We start from the raw sequence: 20510 nt of genomic DNA, 5'->3' as shown, positions 1-20510 counted from the left end.
AGGTCCTCCGCCGGCCCTGCGGGGGCCGGGGGCGATATGAACCGGAAGCAGGGCGCTGCTCAAGCCCGTGGCATCCGCCACGGCGGGTTTTTTCAGCGGGCCAGGCGAGGCGGAAATAGAATCTGTTGACCTTGGCGGGACAGCGCGCGCTTCTGCCCGGCAGGGCAGAGGGTCGTGGAGGATCGCGAGGCCATGCTGGCCTAAGCGCCCAGCCCTTCGAACAGGATCGTCGACAAATAGCGCTCGGCGAAGGACGGGATGATCACCACCAGGTTCTTGCCCTTGTTCTCCGGCCGCGAGCCGACGACGATCGCCGCCTGCAAAGCGGCGCCCGAGGAGATGCCGACCGGCACGCCTTCCAGCCGGGCGACGAGGCGGGCATTGGCGACCGAATCCTCGTTCGAGACCGTGACGATTTCGTCATAGATGGTGGTGTCGAGGATTTTTGGCGCGAAGCCGGCGCCGATGCCCTGGATCTTGTGCGGACCGGGCTGGCCGCCCGACAGCACCGGCGAGGTTTCCGGTTCGACCGCGACGACATGCAGCGAAGGCTTGCGCTTCTTCAGCACCTGGCCGACGCCGGTGATGGTGCCGCCGGTGCCGATGCCGGAGACGATGATGTCGACCTCGCCATGGGTGTCGTTCCAGATCTCCTCGGCAGTCGTCGTGCGATGGATCTCAGGATTGGCCGGGTTCTCGAACTGCTGCGGGATGATGGCGTTGGGGATGGTGGCCGCCAGTTCGTCGGCCTTGGCGATGGCGCCCTTCATGCCTTTCGGCCCTTCGGTCAGCACCAGTTCGGCGCCGAGCAGCGCCAGCATCTTGCGGCGCTCGACCGACATGGTCTCGGGCATGGTGAGGATCAGCTTGTAGCCCTTGGCGGCGGCGGCGAAGGCAAGCGCTATGCCGGTATTGCCCGAAGTCGGCTCGATCAGCGTCGTCTTGCCGGGAGCGATCTTGCCCGATGCCTCGAGCGCCTCGATCATCGCCACGCCGATACGGTCCTTGACCGAGGCGATCGGGTTGAAGAATTCGAGCTTGGCAAGGAGATGGGCAACGATGCCCTTCTCCTTGGCGAATTTGTCGAGCCGCACCAGTGGCGTGTCGCCGATCGTATCGGTGATGGAATTGTAGATGCGGCCACGGCCGGGAACACGGGCGGAGGCGGCGAACTTGTTCATTGGTTTGGCTCCCAGAATGTCAGGCGGATGGAACTGATCTCAGACGGATGGCCGCCAAGATAGGCCTTCCACGGACGCAAGATAGACCGTCGCCCGAAAATATCCGAGTGGGGCCCGTGTCTAAAACGCCTCGGCCTCGGAAAAGCGTTCCCGCAAAAGCCGGTCCGGCGGAATGCCTTGGCAAAAATGGCCCTATTGGCGGGCGGCGATCGCCGCCGCCGCGCCGACCATGAAACCGGCCGCGGTGCGGTTCAGCGCCTTCAGGGCGCGCGGCGAGCGCAGGAACCAGCGCGCCTTGGCCGCCAGCGCCAGATAAGGCACCAGCACCACGAACAGGACGAGGACGGTGAGTGCGGCGAGGATGCCGTAGTCGGCCAGCGTGATGGTCTTGAGGTCGACGATGGTCGGCGTGATGGCGAGATAGAAGATCATCGTCTTCGGATTGCCGAGCGTCACCGTCAGGCCGGCGAGGAAGCTCGACGCCAGCCCGCCCTTGCCTTTCCTGGCCTCGACCGTCTCGGGCGTGATGCCGGCGGTCCAGAAGCGCCAGCCGAGGAAGGCGAGATAGGCGACGCCGGCCCATTTGACGGCGAGGAACACCAGGCCGAAGGTCTGCGCGACAAAGGCAAGCCCAAGCACCACGGCGGTGAGATAAAGGAGGTCGCCGAGCATCAGGCCGAAGGACATGGCCAGCGACGAGCGGAAGCCGGAACCGAGCGCGCGCGCCACAAGCGCGGTGATGCCGGGGCCGGGAATGGCCGCGGCCAAGCCGAGGGCGGCGCTGTAGGCGAGGAAGCCGGTGAGGGTCATGGATCGAGCCTTGCGTCCGCGAAACTGCTGGGACGGCGCCTTGTCGCACAGAGTTTCGCGGGCGGGAATTGCCTGGAGCCGGATTTGGTTGCACCAGGCATGCCCCGTGCCCGGGACCTCCCAAGCGGATCAGGACCGCCCGTCGCCGTAGGTCACGCGCCAGATGGTGCCGTTGCCGTCCTCGGTGACGATCAGCGCGCCGTCGCTCGCCACCGCCACGCCGACAGGCCGGCCCCAGACCTCGCCGCCGGAGGTGAGGAAGCCGGTCATGAAGTCCTCATATTCGCCGGTCGGCTTGCCGTCCTTGAACTTGAGCCGCACCACCTTGTAGCCGGTCCTGTTGCCGCGGTTCCACGAACCGTGCAGGGCGACGAAGGCGTCGCCCCTGTATTCGGCCGGAAAACCGGATCCCGCGCGGACATTCCTGCCGTCGTAGAAGGCGATGTTGAGCGGCGCCGAATGCGCCTGCATCAGAATGTCGGGGACGGTGACCTTGCCGGCAAGGTCGGGACGCGCGCCCTTGTGGCGCGGATCCTCATTGTCGCCGATATAGTACCAGGGCCAGCCGTAGAAGGCGCCTTCCTTCACTTCGGTCGCATATTCGAACGGCACGTTGTCGCCGAGCGCGTCGCGCTCGTTGACCACGCACCACAGCGCGCCCGCCGCCGGCTGGATGGCCATGCCCGAACAGTTGCGCAGGCCGGTGGCGACGATGCGCCCATTCCTACCGTCCGGGTCGAAAGCCCTGACGTCGGCGCGGCCTTCCTCCGCGCCCCAGGTGGCGCCGAGCGGCTTCGACCTGGCCCAGGCGTCGAGCCCGCCCCGCGGTTTCCTTGCCATGTCCTGGGCGGCGTTCGAGCCGGAGCCGACCGAGAGATACAGCGTCTTGCCGTCCGGCGAGAAGGCGATGTCGCGGGTCCAGTGATGAGTGGCCGGAATATCGCGGACGACGGTTTCCGGCTCGCCGGAGGCCTCCAGGTCGCCATCGCGGTAGGGAAAGCGCACGATGCTGTCGCTGTTGGCGACATAGACCCATTGCGGGTTGTCCCCTGGCGGGTAGAAGGCGATGCCGTAGGGCTGGTTGAGATTGCTGGCGAAGACGCCGTCCCTGACAGGTTTCGCGCTGCCCTCGCCCAGACGGTAGACGCGGATCTGGTTGGCCTCGCTGTCGGCGACGAACAGGTCGCCGTTGGGCGCGACGCGCACGACGCGCGGATTGTCGACGCCCGAAGCGATCAGTTCCGCCGAAAAGCCGGCCGGCAGCCGCGGCTCGGCGCCTTGCGGCCTTTGCACCGGACCGGCGCTGTTCGAGGCGGATCTGGTGACATAGGGCCGGGGCCGGTCTTGCGGCCTGATCAGCCGGCGCACGCCCGGCTCATCGGCCCGCCAGTCACCGAATGCGGCCGCGCCCTTGAGCACCGGCTCTTCCTGCTGGGCCAATGCCGTCGCGGCGAAGAGCAAGGCTGCGGGGATCGCCACGGCGCCGGCAAGTCTGATCATCCCAGTCTCCAGCTTCTCGCTTCTTCCTGCATGTCGTTGTCCCAAAACCGAGGATCACATGCATCAAGGGAACGGGCGGGCTCGGCAGTCGTTCCGGACGACACGGGGAGTTGAAGGAATTCGGGTCAGCTATCCGCGTCGAGATCGGCGTCGAGGTTCTTTTCCAGTTCGACGAGGTCGGCCGGCAGCGGCATGCCCATGGCGCGGATTTCGCGCAGCTTCTCGCGCAATTGCTCCTGCACTTCGCGCACATCCTCAGGCTGGTTGACCATCTCCTCCAGCAGCAGGCTGATCTGGGCCTTGAACGATTCCAGCGCCATCTTTTCTCTCCTCGGCCGGCTGGATCGATCCCAGCTCTCAGCGCAGCATGCGCGATATCAGCTGCGCCGTATAGTCGACCATCGGGACAATGCGGGCGTAGTTGAGCCGGGTCGGGCCGATGACTCCGAGCGCGCCGACGACGCGAGCGTCCTTGTCGCGGTAAGGCGCCACGACCAGCGACGAGCCGGAGAGCGAGAAAAGCTTGTTTTCCGAGCCGATGAAGATGCGCACGCCCGGTCCCGCCTCGGCGAGGTCGAGCAGCTGGATCAGCCCGTCCTGCGTCTCCATGTCCTCGAACAGGTGGCGCAGGAGTTCGATGTCGGCCTGGGCGGTGACGTTTTCGAGCAGATTGGCGCGGCCGCGCACGATCAGGCGCGCCGGCAGGCCGCTTTCCGCGCCGGCCCACACCGCCAGCCCTTTCTCCACCAGGTCCTGCGACAGCGTGTCGAGCGCTGCCCTTGTCTCTTCCTTGATACGCTCGACCTCCGCCCGCGCCTCGGCCAGCGTACGGCCGCGAATATGGGCGTTGAGAAAATTCGAGGCCTCGTGCAATTGCGAGACGGTGATGCCGGCCGGCAGATCGATGACCCGGTTCTCGACGTCGCCGTTCTGCGACACCATCACGGTCAGCGCCTTGGTGGGCTCGAGCTGGATGAACTCGATGTGCTTGAGCGCCACCTCGTTCTTGGCGGCCAGCACCAGGCCGGCGCCGCGCGACATGCCCGACAGCATCTGGCTGGCCTCGGTCAGCATGTGTTCCAGCGTGGCGCCCGAGCCGGAGGCGCGCACCTGCGCCTCGATGCTGCGCCGCTCCTCGTCGGAGAGGTCGCCCAATTCCATGAAGGCGTCGACGAAGAAGCGCAGGCCGGCCTGCGTCGGCAGGCGACCGGCCGAGATGTGCGGCGCGTAGATCAGGCCGAGATGTTCGAGATCGCTCATCACGTTGCGGATGGTGGCGGGCGACAGCGAGGACGGCAGGATGCGCGACAGGCTGCGCGATCCCACGGGCTCGCCGTCCCTCAGATAGGAATCGACGATACGCCGGAAGATGTCGCGCGAACGCATGTCGAGCGCCTGAAGTGCGGGCGCCTGAAGTGCCGGCGCGTGAAGAGCGAGCGACTGCGAAGCGGGATCGACTGCCTTGGTCATTGCGGCCATAACCTCCGGTTCAAGGATATAGACTTCGCGGCGCTGCGCGCAACCCGGTGTCGCGTTGCGCGATCAGCCGGTGTCGCACTTGCGATCACCCCGGTGTCGTGTTGCGCGATCGCCCCGGTGTCGCCGCGTTTGCGGCCGCCGGTCCATTTTCCTTTACGCCGTGCCCCGCATGCGTCTAAAAGCCGGCCAAGATTCAAAAAAGCTGACAAGAAAGCAGGCCGAATGCGCCCCTCCAAACGCCAGTTCGACGAAATGCGCGCCATCTCCTTCGAGCGCGGCGTCTCCAAACATGCCGAAGGCTCGTGCCTGGTGAAGTTCGGCGACACGCATGTCTTGTGCACGGCAAGCCTGGAGGAAAAAGTGCCGGGCTGGATGCGCAATTCCGGGAAAGGCTGGGTGACGGCCGAATACGGCATGCTGCCGCGCTCGACAGGCGAGCGCATGCGCCGCGAGGCCTCCGCCGGCAAGCAGGGCGGGCGCACGCTGGAGATCCAGAGGCTGATCGGCCGCTCGCTGCGCGCCGTGGTCGACCTGCAGGCGCTGGGCGAGCAGCAGATCACCGTCGACTGCGACGTCATCCAGGCCGATGGCGGCACCCGCACCGCCTCGATCACCGGCGGCTGGGTGGCGCTCTACGATTGCCTGCGCTGGATGGAGGCCCGGCAGATGGTGAGCGTCGCCAAGGTGCTGAAGGACCATGTCGCGGCGATTTCCTGCGGCATCCATGACGGCCAGCCGGTCATCGACCTCGACTATATCGAGGATTCCTCCGCCGGCACCGACGCCAATTTCGTGATGACCGGCAAGGGCGGCATCGTCGAGATCCAGGGCACGGCCGAGGGCGAGCCCTTTTCGGAAGGGCAGTTCGCCGAGCTGATGGGCCTGGCCAAGAAAGGCATCCAGAGGCTGGTGAGTTTGCAGCAGATGGCGGTGGCGTAGTTTATTCATGCGGAGCTTGGGCACCCCCCTCTGCCCTGCCGGGCATCTCCCCCGCAAAGGGGGAGATCGGCTGTTGTCTAGAACTTCGCCAATAATCAGCATAGAACATCATGAGCCGGCGCTCACGCCGCCCATCTCCCCCCTTGCGGGGGAGATGGCCGGCAGGCCAGAGGGGGGTGCCTCGTGATCCCCTCTGCCATTCTTGAATCCGCTCTTTATGTCAAAGACCTCGCCGAAGCCGAAGCCTTCTACACCGACATCCTCGGCCTCACTCCTCTCGGCAAGATCGAGGGCCGCCATCTCTTCTTCCGTTGCGGAGCCGGCGTGCTGCTGATCTTCAACGCCGAGGCGACCAAGGTCCCGCCCGCGCCCGACGCGAGGCTGAAAGTGCCGCCGCACGGCACATCAGGCGAAGGCCATCTCTGCTTTGCGGCGACCGCCGATGAAATCAGCCGCTGGAAATCCCATCTGAAGGCGAAGAACATCGCCATCGAAAGCGAATTCGAATGGCCGCAAGGCGGCCGCTCGCTTTATATCCGCGATCCTTCCGGCAATTCGATCGAATTCGCCGAGCCGAGAATCTGGGGACTTTGATGCATTCTCTCGATGGAAAAAAGATCGTCGTCGCCAGCCACAATGAAGGCAAGCTGCGCGAATTCGCCGATCTGATGGCGCCATTCGGATTCGAGGCGAAATCGGCGAAGGACTATGGCTTGCCCGAACCCGAAGAGACCGGCACCACCTTCCAGGAGAATGCCTATATCAAGGCCTTCGCCGCGGCCAAGGCGACGGGCCTGCCGGCGCTGTCGGACGATTCGGGCCTGTGCGTCGACGCGCTTGACGGCGCGCCCGGCGTCTACACCGCCAACTGGGCCGAAACGCCTGATGGCAGCAGGGATTTCGGCATCGCCATGCAGCGCACCGAAGTGGCGCTGCAGGAAGTCGGCGCCGCCTCGGCCGAGCAGCGCAAGGGTCGCTTCGTCGCCGTCATCTGCCTCGCCTTTCCCGATGGCGAGGCCGAATATTACCGCGGCGAGGCCGAAGGCACGCTGGTCTGGCCGCCGCGCGGCGAGCTCGGATTCGGCTACGACCCGGTGTTCCTGCCCGACGGCTTCAAAAAGACCTTCGGCGAGATGAGTGCCGAGGAAAAACACGGCTGGAAACCCGGCCAGGCCACGGCGCTGTCGCACCGCGCCCGCGCCTTCCAGAAATTCGCCCAAGCCCGATTGGGTCTGGCCAGGTCAGGTTCGGCATGATCAGGCCCGGCGCCACCATGCCGCTCGACCGCAGCCCCGGTTTCGGCGTCTATGTGCATTGGCCGTTCTGCGCGGCCAAATGCCCCTATTGCGACTTCAACAGCCATGTCCGCCACCAGCCGGTCGACCAGGAGCGCTTTGCCGCCGCCTTCGAGGCGGAACTGGCGACGATGCGCCAGCGCACCGGCCCACGCGAGGTGACCAGCATCTTTCTCGGCGGCGGCACGCCGTCGTTGATGAAGCCGGAAACGGTGGCCAGGGTCCTGGACGCCGTGGCGAAGAACTGGACGGTGCCCGACGGCATCGAGGTGACGCTGGAGGCCAATCCCTCCTCGGTCGAAGCCGAACGCTTTCGCGGCTATCGCGCGGCGGGCGTCAACCGGGTCTCGCTCGGCGTGCAGGCGCTGAACGACAAGGATCTGCGCTTCCTTGGCCGGCTGCACAATGTGGACGAGGCGCTGCACGCGATCGGGCTCGCGCGGGAGATATTCCCAAGGCTCTCCTTCGACCTGATCTACGCACGGCCAGGCCAGACGCCGGAGGCCTGGGCATCGGAGCTCGAACAGGCGATCGGCCACGCCGCCGACCATCTGTCGCTCTATCAGCTGACCATCGAGGAAGGCACGCCGTTCCACGCGCTGCACGCGGCGAAGAAATTCATCATCCCCGACAACGACCACGCCGCCGACCTTTATGCGCTGACGCAAGAGGTGACATCAGCCCATAGTTTGCCGGCGTATGAGATCTCAAACCACGCCCGGCCGGGTGCCGAAAGCCGGCACAATCTGACCTACTGGCGCTATGGCGAATATGTCGGCGTCGGCCCCGGCGCGCATGGCCGCTTCGTCGAGAACGGCCACCGCGTCGTGACCATCGCGGAGAGGATGCCGGAAACCTGGGCCAATCTGGTCGAGGCCAAGGGCCATGGCGTCACCGGCGGCGAGACCCTGACGCGCTCCGAAGAGGCTGACGAGTTCCTGCTGATGGGACTGAGGCTGGCGGAAGGCATCGACCTGTCGCGTTACGAAGCGTTTTCCGGGCGCGGCCTGTCGAGCGCGCGGCTGTCGGTGCTGCAGGGCGAAGGGCTGGTGGCGCCGATCGGCAACGCCCGCCTGCGCGCCACGCCCGCCGGCATGATCGTGCTCGACGCCGTGGTGGCCGATCTGGCGCGGTAGGCGGGGATGCTGCTCCCAATCTCGAAGCCAAGATTACGCTTCTGAGGCAGCTGTTTCGCGGTATCTGAGTTGAGACCCGACCGGTGAGGCTATCCGAATGAACCTGACGCTTTCCTGGCAATTCTGGGCGCTGTTGTCGGCGACTTTCGCGGCACTGACGGCGATCTTTGCCAAGGTCGGCATCGAGACCATCAATTCCGATTTCGCCACCCTCATCCGGACAGCCATCATCCTGGTCGTGCTTGCGGCGATCCTCGCCGCCAGCGGCCAATTCCAATCGTGGGCCTCGATCTCCGGGAAGACCTGGCTTTTCCTTAGCCTGTCGGGACTGGCGACCGGAGCCTCGTGGCTCTGCTATTTCCGCGCGCTGAAAATCGGCAATGCGGTGCAGGTGGCGCCCATCGACAAGCTAAGCGTCGTGCTTGTGGCGGTGTTTGGCGCGGTCTTTCTCGGCGAGCGGCTCACCGGTGCGAACTGGCTTGGCGTCGCCCTTATCGCGGCGGGCGCGGTGCTGGTCGCTTATCGAGGGTAGTGCTGCGCCGTGGCGGGCGTTCTTGGTTTCGAGACGGGTGATGAAAATATCGAAGCGATTGGGCATCGTCCGGTCAGTGCTCCGTCGTGCTGTCGGGTTCGTTGTCGGGTAGCTTGATCTCTGGTGGCGGGCGGCTTCCCGTCTCCTTGCGCGGCAAAGCGCTTGCGGCCTGCATAGTAGGGCTCGAAAGCGTCCTGTATGATCAGTCTGTCCATCCTGTCCTCCCGGGGGAATCAGGGGCTAAATCTGCGAAAGACGGTTTCGTTCCCTACTGTGGCGAAGGAATGGCGCTCGCCTTGCATTACAGCGGCTTTTGCAACCCGGCGCGGGCCGTGCCAAACAGGGCGGATGATTTCGGAACGTCCTTCGCGGCTCCATCTGGACGCGGGCGCGCCGCTGACGGAGAAGGGCACCGGTGACTGGCGAGACGGGAAAGCGCAGCTATGTGATCGGGCAGACCGAGATCGCGGCCCGGCCGCTCGAACCCGCGCTCTATCTGGTGGCGACGCCGATCGGCAATCTCGCCGACATCACGCTGCGCGCGCTTGAGACGCTGGCCGCCGCCGACATGGTCGCCTGCGAGGACACGCGCGTGTCGCGCGTGCTGCTCGACCGCTACGGCATCCGCCGCCGCACCACGGCCTATCACGAGCACAATGCCGGCGAGGCCGGGCCGAAATTGATAGCGGCGCTCCAGTCGGGGCAGAGCGTGGCGCTGATCTCGGATGCCGGCACGCCGCTGGTTTCCGATCCCGGCTACCGGCTGGTCGGCGAGGCGCTCGACCAGGGTATTCGCGTCGTGCCCATCCCCGGTCCGTCCGCGCCGCTTGCCGCGCTCACCGCATCCGGCCTGCCTTCGGATGCCTTCCTGTTCGCCGGCTTCCTGCCGGTCAAGGCGGGGCAGCGGCTGGCGCGGCTGGACGCGCTTAAAGCGGTGCCGGCGACGCTGATCTTCTTCGAATCGCCGCGCCGGCTGGCCGAGTCTCTCGGCGCGATGGTCGAGGCGCTTGGCGGCGAGCGCAAGGCAGCGATCGGCAGGGAATTGACCAAGACCTTCGAGGAGATGCGCACCGGCACGCTGCGGGCGCTGGCCGACCACTATGCGGCGGCCGATACGCCGAAGGGCGAGATCGTGGTGTGCGTCGGTCCGGCCGAAGCCAGGGCGGACGAGCCGGCCGATATCGACCGGATGCTGTTGTCGCTCGCCGCCGAAATGCCGGCTTCGAAGGCGGCGGCGGAAGCGGCGAAGATGACCGGCGGCCAGAAGCAGGCGCTTTACCGGCGGCTGCTGGAACTCAGGGATGCCTCTGGAGAGGACCGTGGCTAGGCTCCCGAGCGCCAGCCGTCAAAAGGCCTACCGGCGCGGCCATCGCGGCGAATGGCTGGCGGCGGCGGCGCTGGTGCTGAAAGGCTACCGGATCCTGGCGCGCCGCCATCGCACCCGTTTCGGCGAGATCGACCTGATCGCGCGGCGCGGAGACCTGGTGCTGTTCGTCGAGGTCAAGGCGCGCCGCACGCTGATGGAAGCGATGGAGGCGATCGCCCATGAATCGGAGCGCCGCATCGAAGGCGCCGCCGACATCTGGCTGTCGCGCCAGCCGGATTACGGCAGGCTGTCGATGCGGTTCGACATGATCGCCGTGCTGCCATGGCGCTGGCCGGTGCATGTCCCGAACGCGTTTTACGGGCGCAATTGAGGGCTGCGTCGCTCGGGTTCAGTGTTCGACGGGCCATTCGCCCGCGCCAAGTGCCGCGATCGCCGCGATTATGCGCCGGAACGCCTCGGCGGCAGCCGGCACGGTGGTGCGGGCGCGCAGGAAACTGTGCACGAGGCGCTTCTCCTCGCGCCAGCTCGCTTTGCCGCCGGCGGCCAGGATGCGGTCGCGATAGGCCTCGCCGTCCGACGACAGCGGGTCGCATTCGGCGGTAACGACAATGGTGGGCGGCAGGCCGGAGAAGTCGGCGGCGCGCAGCGGCGAGAAGGTCGGATCGTCCGGCGCCTGTCTCTTGGCCGAGCGGACGTGGCAGTAGAAAGCGACGTCGCCGGTCGACAGAAGCGGCGCCTCGGCATGCTCGATGTAGGAGCGGGCAGTCTCGTCGCCGCCGAGGCCGGGATAGATCAGCACCTGGCCGGTCGGCCTCTTCGCGCGAGCGCGCGTCGCGTGACTGACCGCCGCCGCCAGATTGCCGCCGGCGCTCTCGCCGGACAGCAGCAGTGGCCCGTTCGCTCTAGCCGCCGCCCATTCGAAGGCGGCCAGAGCGTCGTCGAAGGCGGCGGGGTGGAGATGTTCGGGCGCCAGCCGATAGTCGACCGAGAGCACGGCAAAGCCGGTGCCGGCGCAGATCTCGGCGCAGATGTCGTCATGGCTGTCGAGCCCGCCCAGGATGAAGCCGCCGCCATGGTAATAAAGCACCGTGGCCCGCGCGGCCGTGCCTGCCATCCCATAGTGCCGCACCGCGATGTTCCGGCCGGGGGCGGCGATGAGGTCGTCGCTCGCCGTCACCCCCGGCGGATAGGGCTGGCGAAGCGCCCGGCACATCCTGTCATAGATCGCACGCTGCTTGGCGATCGGCAGGTCGATCGTCTCGGGCGGATACCAGGCGTTGATGCCGTCTATATAGGCCCACAGCGCAGGGTCGAGCCGCGTCGCGTATTTGCTGCGACCGGTCATTTCAGTGCTGCCCACGGTTTCGGAAGGCATTGCCTCAAAGCTCGCTGTAAAGCCTGGCCGCGTTTTCAAAGCTGAAGCGCAGCGGCACCGAGCCCTCGACCTGCCAGACGGCGACGCTCTCGCCAGCCAGCAGCAGGCAGGCGCCGTCGGTGTCGGTGACGGCGCCGCCATAGAGCCGGTTGGCGAGGTTGAGGATTGCGGTCTGGTGCATGGCGGCACTGCCGCTGCCGCAGGCGTCCTTGACCAGCAGCACGCGAAAGCCGCGCGCCACGGCGTCCTTCACGGTGGCATCGATGCAGGCCTCGGTCCACACGCCAGATATGACCAGCCATTCGACGCCGGAAGCCTTGAGCCGATCGGCGGCCGGTCCCGCGCGGAAGGCGCTGGCCTCGGCCTTGATCAGCAGCGCCTCGCCATCAGCAGGCGCCACCTCACGGCAGATCTCGGTCAGCGGATCGCTCTTGTCGGAGAAGGCCGACTTGCCGTCGGTTCCAACAGGGTGAAAGGGCCGCTCCTGCTTGTCGAGATCGACAATGTAGGCCCAGTGATAGAGCGGCACATTGTTCTGCCGCGCCGCCGCCTGCAGCCGCTGGACGTTGGCGAGAATCTTGTCAAAACCCTCGACCAGGTAGCGCGGGTCCTGCCGGTGCTCTTCCTGCAGGTCGATGAAGACAGCGGCCACGGTGCCGCGCTTGACGGAGATAGGGCTTTTCATGCGGATGCGCCTGGCCCCCAAGATACTTCCAAACGCTGGAGGGACAGAGGGGGGCGCCAAGGAATGAGGCGCTCGTTCTTCAGCTGCGATGCGTCGCCGAGGCGGGCAGTGGATGTCAAACCTGTTTCTCCAGAAACTCATCCTCATAGGGGAAGCGCGACAGGAGCTCGGTGCCGGTCTCGGTGATCAGGATTTCATCCTCCAGCTTGACGCCCTCGCGGCCGCCCTTCTCGCCAATATAGCTTTCCACGCTCACCACCATGCCTGGCACGATATGGCCGTCGCGGCCATAGGTCTCGTAGTCCATGGCGTGCGCGATGAAGGGCGTCTCGCCATGCATGCCGACGCCGTGCATGACCGAGGTGTAGCGCTGGTCGACGAAGCGGTCGGGGATCTTCCACGCCTTTTCGGCGATCTCGCGGAAAGCCATGCCCGGCTTCACGATCGAGATATTGTGCTGAACCTGGTCGTGCGCCATGCGGTAGAGCGATTTCTGATAGGGGGTCGGCTTGCCGGGCCCGCAGCGGAAGGTGCGCGAGAAATCCGAATAATAGCCATAGCAGCCGATCGTGTCGGTATCGAGCGCCAGCAACTCGCCTGGCCGGATTTTTCGCCCGCTGGCCTCGTTGAACCAGGGATTGGTGCGCTGGCCGGACGTCAACAGCCGCGTCTCGATGAACTCGCCGCCCTGGCGGATGACCTCGCCATACATGATGGCGAACAGCTCGTTCTCGGAAACGCCGGGCTTGATCGCCTCGCGCACCGCATAGACGGCGGCTTCCGCGCCGGCCATCGACACCTGCAGGCATTTGACTTCCTCCGGCGTCTTGACCGCGCGCACCGCCAGGATCTCGCCCTGGCAATCCCGGACCTCGCAGCCGCGCTTCTCCAGCGCCAGCGCCTGCAAGTGGCTGCAGCGGTCGAGCCCGAGTTTCATCGAGCCGCCGCCATGCTGCTTCAGGAGTTCGGCGATCTCGTCGGCGAAGGGACCGGCGGTCTCGTCGTCGCGGCCCGATACCGACGACCAGACGAGCTTGGAAGGACGCGCCTCGTCGATCGTGTCGAGCACCATCGAGACATGGTAGCTCTGCGGATATTCGAACAGCACGATCGGCCCTTCGGTCGGAATGAAGAAATAACGGGTCGAGTTGCGCAGAAAATAGCCGAACATGTTGCGCGAGCCGGTGGCGTAGCGCTGGTTGTAGGGGTCGAACAGCACCACGCCGCCATAGCCGGCCTCGCGCATCCAACCGCGCAGCTTGGCCAGCCGGCCTTTACGAAGGGCGTCGGCATCGATGAAGGACGGCTCGGTGTCGGACAGCCACATGCCGCCCGCCGGATCGGCCGCCGCGGGGTGGCGCATGCGGTCCTTGAAGTCGACGTCTTCAGTGCTGTCGGGGTCGAATACGACGATGCTCATGGGGGCTGACCTTGGGTGGTTTGCAAGATCAGACCATGGCGCAGGAGATAACGAGGGATTGTGCGGAAAACCGCGCTTGTTGTGCGAGATGCCGCTGGGGTAATAAGAGATGCAGGTGCCAAGCGCCCCCCTTCTGCCCTGCCGGGCATCTCCCCCTCAAGTGGGGAGATTGGCAGCTTTGACCTCGTCGCTTCTTCGGTGAAAATTGGCGAAAGCTGTTGTGACGTTCAATCTCCCCCCTTGAGGGACCCTCGTATGGGAGATGGCCGGCAGGACAGAGGGGGGCGACGTCTCTCAGCGCCAGCAAGACCTCTAATGCCGTCGCGCCAGCTTCGGAGGATGGCCGTGCTCCTCGCGAAAGGCGCGCGCGAAGCTCGACATCGAGGCAAAGCCGCAGGCGAGCGCCACGTCGCGCACGGCGAGCGTCGAGTGCGCCAGGAGATCGGCGGCGCGTTTCAGCCTGAGCCGCCGATAGTAGCCATTGGGCGAGATGGCGAGTTCGGAGCGGAAGGAGCGTTCGAGCTTATCGGAGGAGACGCCGAGCCTGGCCGTCAGCTCCGCCATGCCGAGCCGCTCCTCCACAGCGTCCTCCATGATGGCGATGGCCGACAGCACCAGCTCGTTCCGCACGCCGGTACGGAGGCGCAGCGGCATCAGCTTGCGGTCGACGCTGGAGCGCAGCTGGCTGTGCACGAACCATTCGGCGACGCCGGCCGCAAGCTCGGCGCCGTAGTCGCGGGTGATGATCTCCAGCATCATGTCGAGGCTGCCGACGCCGCCCGCCGAGGTGAAACGCTTGCGGTCGATGACATAGAGGTCGCGCCTCAGCTCGACATTGGGAAAGGCCTCGGTGAAGGCCGCCTGGCTGGTCCAGTGCAAGGTGCAGGCATGGCCGTCGAGCAGGCCGGCGCGGGCGAGGAAGAAGGCGGCGTCCGCCACCGCGCCGATATGGGCGCCACTGCGCAAGCTGCGGCGGATCCAGCTTGCCGCATCCTCGGCGACGAGATGATCGGCATCGCCGCCTGAGCAGACGACGATGCGGTCGACCTTCGGCGCATCCCCGGCATAGAAGCGCGGCTGGATGACGACGCCGTTCGAGGCCTCGACCGCGCCTTGGGTAGCGCCGACGATGATCCAGCGATAGCATTCCCGCTTCGCCAGCACATTGGTCGCGCGCAGCGGCTCGATGACCGAGCTGAACGCCATCATCGGAAAGCCGGGGAAGACCAGCACCGCGAAAGTGAGGGGAGCGTCTGGAGATGTGTCGCGCGTGGCCATAGGCTCTACATCTCGGGCAGATGGGATTTGGGGTCAACGGGGTTGTGGCTGGCTTTCTGCGAAGTTGGCGCTGCCCCTCATCCGCCTGCCGGCACCTTCTCTCCGTATAGTGACGGGGAGAAGGGAGATACCGCAACCCCGGCTCCCTCTTGCCGCCGTTGATAATTGGCGCAAATCGAGACACAGCGCCCCTCTCCCCGTCACTATACGGGAGGATGCCGGCAGGCAGGTAAGGGGCAGCGCTGGCTTGGAGACTGGCTCGTCTCAGCGGGAGCGCCGCCGCTCAGCCCCCCAGCGCCTGCTCCAGGTCCGCGATCAGATCGTCGCCATCCTCGATGCCCGCCGACAGCCGCACCAGCGAATCCGATATGCCGATCTCTTCGCGCTTCTCCGCCGGGATCGATCCATGCGTCATCAGCGCCGGATGCTCGATCAGGCTCTCCACGCCACCGAGGCTTTCGGCCAGCGTGAACAATTGCGTGCGTTCGAGGAAGCGTTTCGTGCCGGCGAGGTCGCGGTCGAGCACGGCTGATATCATGCCGCCGAACGCATGCATCTGCTGGACGGCAACGGCATGCTGCGGATGGCTGGCGAGGCCGGGATAGATGACCCGGCGCACATCCTTGCGGGCTTCCAGCCACTGCGCGATCTTGAGGCCGTTCGACGAGTGCCGCTCCATCCTCAGCGCCAATGTCTTGAGGCCGCGCAGGGCGAGAAAACTGTCGAACGGGCCCGAAATGGCGCCGATGGCGTTCTGCAGGAATTTCAGGCGATCGGCCAGATCCTTGTTGTCGCCGACAACAGCCACGCCGCCGACCATGTCGGAATGGCCGTTGAGGTACTTCGTCGTCGAATGCACCACGACGTCGATGCCGAGCTCCAGCGGCCGCTGCAAATAGGGGCTGCAGAATGTGTTGTCGGCGACCGAGAGGATGCCCTTGCGCCTTGCAAGGGCTGCGACGCCTTCGAGATCGACGATGCGCAGCAGCGGGTTGGTCGGCGTCTCGACCCAGAGCATTTTCGTCTCCGGGCGGATTGCCGCCTCTATAACCGCAAGGTCGGTGCAGTCGACGAAGCTCACCTTGAGATCGGCGGAGCGCTTGCGCACACGCTCCATCAGGCGGAAGGAGCCGCCATAGATGTCGTCGGTGGCGACGATGTGGGCGCCGGAATCGAGCAGTTCCAGCACGGTGGCGATCGCCGCCAGCCCGGAGGCGAAGGCGAAGGCAGCCGAGCCGCTTTCGAGATCGGCCACCGCGCGCTCGAAGGCAAAGCGCGTCGGATTCTGGCTCCGGGCATATTCAAAGCCCTTGTGCACGCCGGGCGACTGCTGGCCATAGGTCGAGGTGGCGTAAATCGGCACCATCACCGCTCCGGTCAGGGGATCGTGGCTCTGGCCGCCATGGATGGTGCGGGTGGAGAAGGCCAGGCGGTTCTTTCCGGATGCGGTCATCGTGCACGGCGCCTCAAATGGTTGATCAGGTCGATGCGGGTTATCAGGCCGACGAACTCGTCGCCGTCGAAGATGATGGCGACCTCGTTGCGGTCGAATACCGGCAGCAGCGCGTCCAGCGTCTGGCTGGCCTGCAAAGTATGCAGATTGGAGGTCATCGCCGTGCGTACCGGCGCGTTGAAGCGCTCCCAGCGGCCCTCATAGGGGCCGTCGACCTTGGCCAGAATGTCGCTTTCGTCGACGATGCCGACCAGCTTGCCGTCGTCGAGCACCGGCAGCTGCGAGACATCGGAGCGGCGCATGCGGCCATAGGCGTTGAGCAGGCTCTCGTCCGGACCGACATAGACGGTGTCGCCGGTGCGGTGCGTGCGCATCACCAGGTCGCGCAGGTCGCCATGCTGCTCGTGCTCGGCCAGCCCCTGCTCGGCCAGCCAGAAATCGTCGAAGACTTTCGACAGATATTTGTTGCCGCTGTCGCAGACGAAGGTGACGACGCGCTTGGGCGACGTCTGCTCGCGGCAATAGCGCAAGGCGGCCGACAGCAGCGTGCCCGAAGACGAGCCGGCCAGGATGCCTTCCCGGGACAGGAGATCGCGCACCGCCAGCATGCTCTGCTTGTCCGATATGGAATAGGCCTTCTTGACCAGCGACAGCTCGGCATTGGGCGGCACGAAGTCCTCGCCGATGCCTTCCACAGTCCAGCTGCCGGCCTCCACCATCTTGCCGGTCTTGATCAGCGGCGCCAGCACCGAGCCGACCGGATCGGCCAGCACCATTTCCGTCTTCGGCGATGCCTTGGCGAAGAACCGGCCAAGGCCGGTCAGCGTGCCGCCGGAGCCGACGCCGACCACCACCGCGTCGACATCGCCGTCGAGCTGCGAAAAGATTTCCGGACCGGTGGTGGTTTCGTGCGCCTCAGGGTTGGCCGGATTGGCGAACTGGTTGGCGTAGAAAGCGCCGGGCAGCTCGGCCGCGATTTTTTCGGCCATGTCCTGATAATATTCGGGGTGGCCCTTGCCGACATCGGAGCGCGTCATGCGCACTTCCGCGCCCAGTGCGCGCAGGTGCTGGATCTTCTCGCGCGACATCTTGTCGGGCACGACCAGGATGATGCGGTAGCCCTTGGGGATGCCGACCTGGGCCAGCCCCAGGCCCGTATTGCCGGCCGTCGCCTCGACAATCGTGCCGCCTGGCTTCAGCCTGCCCTCCTTCTCGGCCGCCGCGATCATCGACAGCGCGATACGGTCCTTGATCGAGCCGCCGGGATTCTGGCTTTCGAGCTTGATGAACAGCCGGCACTTGCCGGTGTCGAATTGGGTCAGTTCGACCACGGGGGTCTGGCCGATCAGGTCGAGCACCGATCCGTAAGGCGGCCGCAGGCGCGACAGTGCGTTTTCCGAAGCGGCGTTTTCCAAAGGGGCGCTATCCGAGGGCGCGATCTTGTGCCTGCTCATATCGATGCTCCATGATCAAGCGGCCGCTTCGGGCAGGGCGGCAGCGTATCCTCTTTTCCAGCCCTTTGCAGTGGGAAAGAAGATAGATCGTGCCAATCGACCGGCTAGATGGAGAATGAAATTCCGGGGCGGCTCCGTCGTGCAAATCGCCCGCAGGCTTGTGGGGCACGCCCCCTCTGGCCTGCCGTAGAACGCCGACGCCAACACGCTACCCCAGCAGCTGCTTGCTCAGCCTCGCACACTGGACGCGAATATCCGGAATGGCGTCGATCTCGAAGAAGGTGCCTCTGGTCAGCGGGCCGACGGCGAGGATTTTCCTGGACACCGTGCCGTCGCCGGCGATGATCTCGCAATTGGCCGTCACGTCGAGGCCGATGCGCAGCGGATCCGGCCGCGCCAGCCCGCGGTCGACCAGCGAGCGCACCACGCTGTTCGACGAGGCCGAGATGTCCCTGACGATACCGGAGCAATCATAGATGCGGGCGACCTCGAACCTCTCCAGCCGCTTGGTGTGGCGCGACTGGACCTGGACCGTGAACTCGCCGCCCGCCGCGATGTCGACGACACGGCCAGCGACGAGGCGGATGCGGCCGGACTGCACGGCTTGCGTGACGCGGGCATGGACCTCGGGCGCCATGCGGTGGCGGTGGATGTCCCACCACGCCTTGGTGTGCTCGACGAAACGACGCTTGGCGGAGGCCGGCCAGTTCTGCCAGATCTTCTGGTTGAACGGACGCAGGCCGTCGACGACGTCGCGCCAGTCGATGCCGGCCTTCTGGTTTTCCCGGATCAGGTCGCGGAACCAGCCGACGAAATAGGAAAGCTGGGTGCCGAGCGGGATATCGGCGACGTCGAGCTTGATCGGATTGCCCTTGCGGTGCGGCGAGGGCAGCAGGCCGCGCCGCGACACCGCGACGATCTCGGCGCGGTGGCCGCGCTGTTCGAGGGCGAGGAACGCGTCGACCATGCTGAGGCCCGTTCCCAGCACCATGACGCTCCGGTCGGGATCGAGCGCGGTGTCGGCCTCAGACCCCATCCGAACCGCATGGCCTTGCCCCATGGCCGGCACCTCGTCATGGCCGGTGGCGAGCACCGCCAGATGGGCGACGACGCTGGTGCCGTTGGCGAGCGCCACTTCCACCCCCGAGGCCGTGGGCGAGATCGACAGGCTTTCCTCATGGATCAGCCGGAGGCGTCCGGTCTCCCTCTCGCGCGCCTCGAGATCGTCCAGCAATTCGCCGAGATAGCGGGCATAGATGCTGCGCGGCGCGTAGACCGGCGCCTGCTCGGGCGTTGCCAGGTCGCGTTCCAGCAGCCAGCGCCAGAAATTGCCGGGATCGTCGGCATAGGCGCTCATACCGGCGGCGCTGACGTTCAGCACATGCGCGGAGAGCAATGTGGAATAGGCGATGCCCTGGCCGAAATGCGGGCGCTTCTCGACCAGCGTGACGCGAAGGTCGGGATTGGGCTGTCTCAGCAGATGCGCGGCGAGCACGACCCCGCTGGCGCCGCCGCCGACGATGATGATCGAGTTGCCGCGGCCGCTCATGCCAGCCCCGTGCGACGCGCCGGCGTCAGGCCTTCACCGCAACCGGCAGATCGTCGCTCGCGACCGAGAGGTCGTCGAGGCCCCTTGCGACCCCAAGGTCGTCGAGGCCGATGTCGCGCATCTCGGCGAGGCTGCGCTGGTCGAGCACCTCGGCGATCGCTTGCCGGACTTCCAGCATCAGATGTCGAACCTGGCATGTCGCCTCGTTACAGTCTTCGCAGCGCTGGTATTGGGTACGGCTGGCGCAAGGGATCGGCGCCAGCGGGCCGTCGAGCACACGCACGACATGGCCGACCCTGATTTCCTCCGGTGGCCGCGCCAGGCGATAGCCGCCATCCTTGCCTTTGCGGCTCTGCACGAAACCGGCATTGCGCAGTTCGCCCAGGATGGCGTCGAGAAACTTCTTCGGGATGTTGTTGCCGGTCGCGATGTCGTTGACGAAGGCAAGCTGCCCGGCCGGCATCCGCGCCAGATGGACGAGCGCCTTGAGGCCGTACTTGCCTTTCTTGGTGAGCATGATCCGAACGTTTCTCTGTCATGCGATGGCTCGAGGCCATCCGTTGCGAAACGCCTGGCGTGCCTCCCGCCGCGCTCAAGCATCCATGACATAAATTCTACCGACATGATATACAAGCCAATCGCGATTGATCTTGCTTGATTTTCAAGCCATTGCGGCGATTTTGGACCTGACTTGTGATGCCGGGGACACAAACCGTGGCGCGACGGCCCGAGACCGGTGCCACCGGCGATCGCCGCGATACGGATAGGTATGACCTCTCATCGTCGCCTCCAAGTCTCTATGTCGATAAGTTTACTATACTTAAACGCGAACAGGCGGAACACGTTTTTAAATTGCAATCCATCTGAAGCATGGATTTGCCTTTCAAGCGGCTGCAACGTGAATTCTCGTTCGCGATCGGAGGCCGTAGCGGTGGCTGGAGCTTCCCGAACGTGATGATCTCGCCACTCTTGAAGCGCCATAGCCGCCAAATCCGCCTGGGGACCTCGGCACCGGCAGCTTTTTCCAACAAATCCAGCCCCGCTAGAAGAATTTAACTCTACAAGAACCATAGAATTAGCGGACTATCATGAAGCAA

The 20510-nt window shown here is 65.5% G+C and carries 20 protein-coding genes; 7 read left to right on the top strand and 13 right to left on the bottom strand.

The annotated features are described in order from the left end of the window. Positions 1-200 precede the first annotated feature (200 nt). The 5 genes from cysK to hrcA all read right to left on the bottom strand — a co-directional run bounded on the left by cysK (position 201) and on the right by hrcA (position 4961). Entirely contained in the window at positions 201-1181 is a 981-nt protein-coding gene (gene cysK / locus FJ426_RS03245) for a cysteine synthase A (RefSeq protein WP_140514132.1), read from the bottom strand. 192 nt (positions 1182-1373) lie between these two features. Then, positions 1374-1991, bottom strand: coding sequence for a LysE family translocator (locus tag FJ426_RS03240; RefSeq protein ID WP_140514131.1), 618 nt, complete (start codon positions 1989-1991; stop codon positions 1374-1376). 129 nt (positions 1992-2120) lie between these two features. Next, positions 2121-3491 carry a sorbosone dehydrogenase family protein gene (locus FJ426_RS03235; RefSeq protein ID WP_140559154.1) on the bottom strand — a complete coding sequence of 457 codons (1371 nt, stop codon included), beginning with the start codon at positions 3489-3491 and terminating at the stop codon, positions 2121-2123. Positions 3492-3616: 125 nt separating this feature from the next. Beyond that, on the bottom strand, positions 3617-3811 hold the full coding sequence (locus FJ426_RS03230) for a hypothetical protein (RefSeq protein WP_140559155.1): 195 nt from the start codon (positions 3809-3811) through the stop codon (positions 3617-3619). 37 nt (positions 3812-3848) lie between these two features. Next, entirely contained in the window at positions 3849-4961 is a 1113-nt protein-coding gene (hrcA, locus tag FJ426_RS03225) for a heat-inducible transcriptional repressor HrcA (protein WP_140491812.1), read from the bottom strand. Positions 4962-5192: 231 nt separating this feature from the next. Here hrcA and rph point away from each other — a divergent pair, with 231 nt between their 5' ends. The 7 genes from rph to FJ426_RS03185 all read left to right on the top strand — a co-directional run bounded on the left by rph (position 5193) and on the right by FJ426_RS03185 (position 10569). Further along, a complete protein-coding gene (gene rph, locus FJ426_RS03220; protein WP_140514127.1) occupies positions 5193-5909 on the top strand; it encodes a ribonuclease PH in 717 nt (238 codons plus the stop codon). Positions 5910-6092: 183 nt separating this feature from the next. Further along, the gene (locus tag FJ426_RS03210) at positions 6093-6503 is read left to right on the top strand and encodes a VOC family protein (RefSeq protein ID WP_140559156.1); all 411 of its coding nucleotides are present in this window, start codon (positions 6093-6095) and stop codon (positions 6501-6503) included. Continuing rightward, positions 6503-7165 (top strand): RdgB/HAM1 family non-canonical purine NTP pyrophosphatase, encoded by a 663-nt coding sequence (gene rdgB / locus FJ426_RS03205; RefSeq protein ID WP_140514124.1) that lies wholly within the window; start codon positions 6503-6505, stop codon positions 7163-7165. The genes FJ426_RS03210 and rdgB overlap by 1 nt, the downstream gene beginning before the upstream one ends. Beyond that, positions 7162-8340, top strand: coding sequence for a radical SAM family heme chaperone HemW (gene hemW, locus FJ426_RS03200; protein ID WP_140824725.1), 1179 nt, complete (start codon positions 7162-7164; stop codon positions 8338-8340). The genes rdgB and hemW overlap by 4 nt, the downstream gene beginning before the upstream one ends. A gap of 97 nt (positions 8341-8437) precedes the next feature. Then, positions 8438-8872, top strand: coding sequence for an EamA family transporter (locus tag FJ426_RS03195; RefSeq protein ID WP_140824724.1), 435 nt, complete (start codon positions 8438-8440; stop codon positions 8870-8872). Positions 8873-9287: 415 nt separating this feature from the next. Next, entirely contained in the window at positions 9288-10199 is a 912-nt protein-coding gene (gene rsmI, locus FJ426_RS03190) for a 16S rRNA (cytidine(1402)-2'-O)-methyltransferase (protein ID WP_140559158.1), read from the top strand. Then, positions 10192-10569 carry a YraN family protein gene (locus FJ426_RS03185; RefSeq protein WP_181168306.1) on the top strand — a complete coding sequence of 126 codons (378 nt, stop codon included), beginning with the start codon at positions 10192-10194 and terminating at the stop codon, positions 10567-10569. The genes rsmI and FJ426_RS03185 overlap by 8 nt, the downstream gene beginning before the upstream one ends. 18 nt (positions 10570-10587) lie before the next feature. Here the strand turns inward: FJ426_RS03185 and FJ426_RS03180 are convergent, their stop codons facing one another. The 8 genes from FJ426_RS03180 to FJ426_RS03145 all read right to left on the bottom strand — a co-directional run bounded on the left by FJ426_RS03180 (position 10588) and on the right by FJ426_RS03145 (position 19930). Next, positions 10588-11544 carry an alpha/beta hydrolase gene (locus tag FJ426_RS03180; RefSeq protein ID WP_140559159.1) on the bottom strand — a complete coding sequence of 319 codons (957 nt, stop codon included), beginning with the start codon at positions 11542-11544 and terminating at the stop codon, positions 10588-10590. Between the two features lie 34 nt (positions 11545-11578). After that, the gene (locus FJ426_RS03175) at positions 11579-12259 is read right to left on the bottom strand and encodes an isochorismatase family protein (protein WP_140491835.1); all 681 of its coding nucleotides are present in this window, start codon (positions 12257-12259) and stop codon (positions 11579-11581) included. A gap of 115 nt (positions 12260-12374) precedes the next feature. Further along, complete coding sequence (locus tag FJ426_RS03170) at positions 12375-13679, bottom strand: Xaa-Pro peptidase family protein (RefSeq protein WP_140550515.1); 1305 nt, start codon at positions 13677-13679, stop codon at positions 12375-12377. Between the two features lie 312 nt (positions 13680-13991). Beyond that, positions 13992-14957, bottom strand: a complete 966-nt coding sequence (locus FJ426_RS03165) for a GlxA family transcriptional regulator (protein WP_140524457.1) — start codon at positions 14955-14957, stop codon at positions 13992-13994. Between the two features lie 283 nt (positions 14958-15240). After that, the gene (locus tag FJ426_RS03160) at positions 15241-16410 is read right to left on the bottom strand and encodes a PLP-dependent aspartate aminotransferase family protein (RefSeq protein WP_140554727.1); all 1170 of its coding nucleotides are present in this window, start codon (positions 16408-16410) and stop codon (positions 15241-15243) included. After that, entirely contained in the window at positions 16407-17864 is a 1458-nt protein-coding gene (locus tag FJ426_RS03155) for a pyridoxal-phosphate dependent enzyme (protein WP_140559160.1), read from the bottom strand. Before FJ426_RS03155 ends, FJ426_RS03160 begins: the two co-directional genes overlap by 4 nt. A 208-nt stretch (positions 17865-18072) precedes the next feature. Then, a complete protein-coding gene (locus FJ426_RS03150; RefSeq protein WP_140491845.1) occupies positions 18073-19413 on the bottom strand; it encodes an FAD/NAD(P)-binding protein in 1341 nt (446 codons plus the stop codon). Positions 19414-19438: 25 nt separating this feature from the next. After that, complete coding sequence (locus tag FJ426_RS03145; RefSeq protein ID WP_140491847.1) at positions 19439-19930, bottom strand: Rrf2 family transcriptional regulator; 492 nt, start codon at positions 19928-19930, stop codon at positions 19439-19441. Positions 19931-20510: the final 580 nt, after the last annotated feature.

Source organism: Mesorhizobium sp. B2-6-4 (assembly GCF_006441495.1).
Taxonomy (GTDB): domain Bacteria; phylum Pseudomonadota; class Alphaproteobacteria; order Rhizobiales; family Rhizobiaceae; genus Mesorhizobium.
Note: the sequence above shows the minus strand (reverse complement) of the source record. Positions and strands in the feature narration are given on the sequence as shown.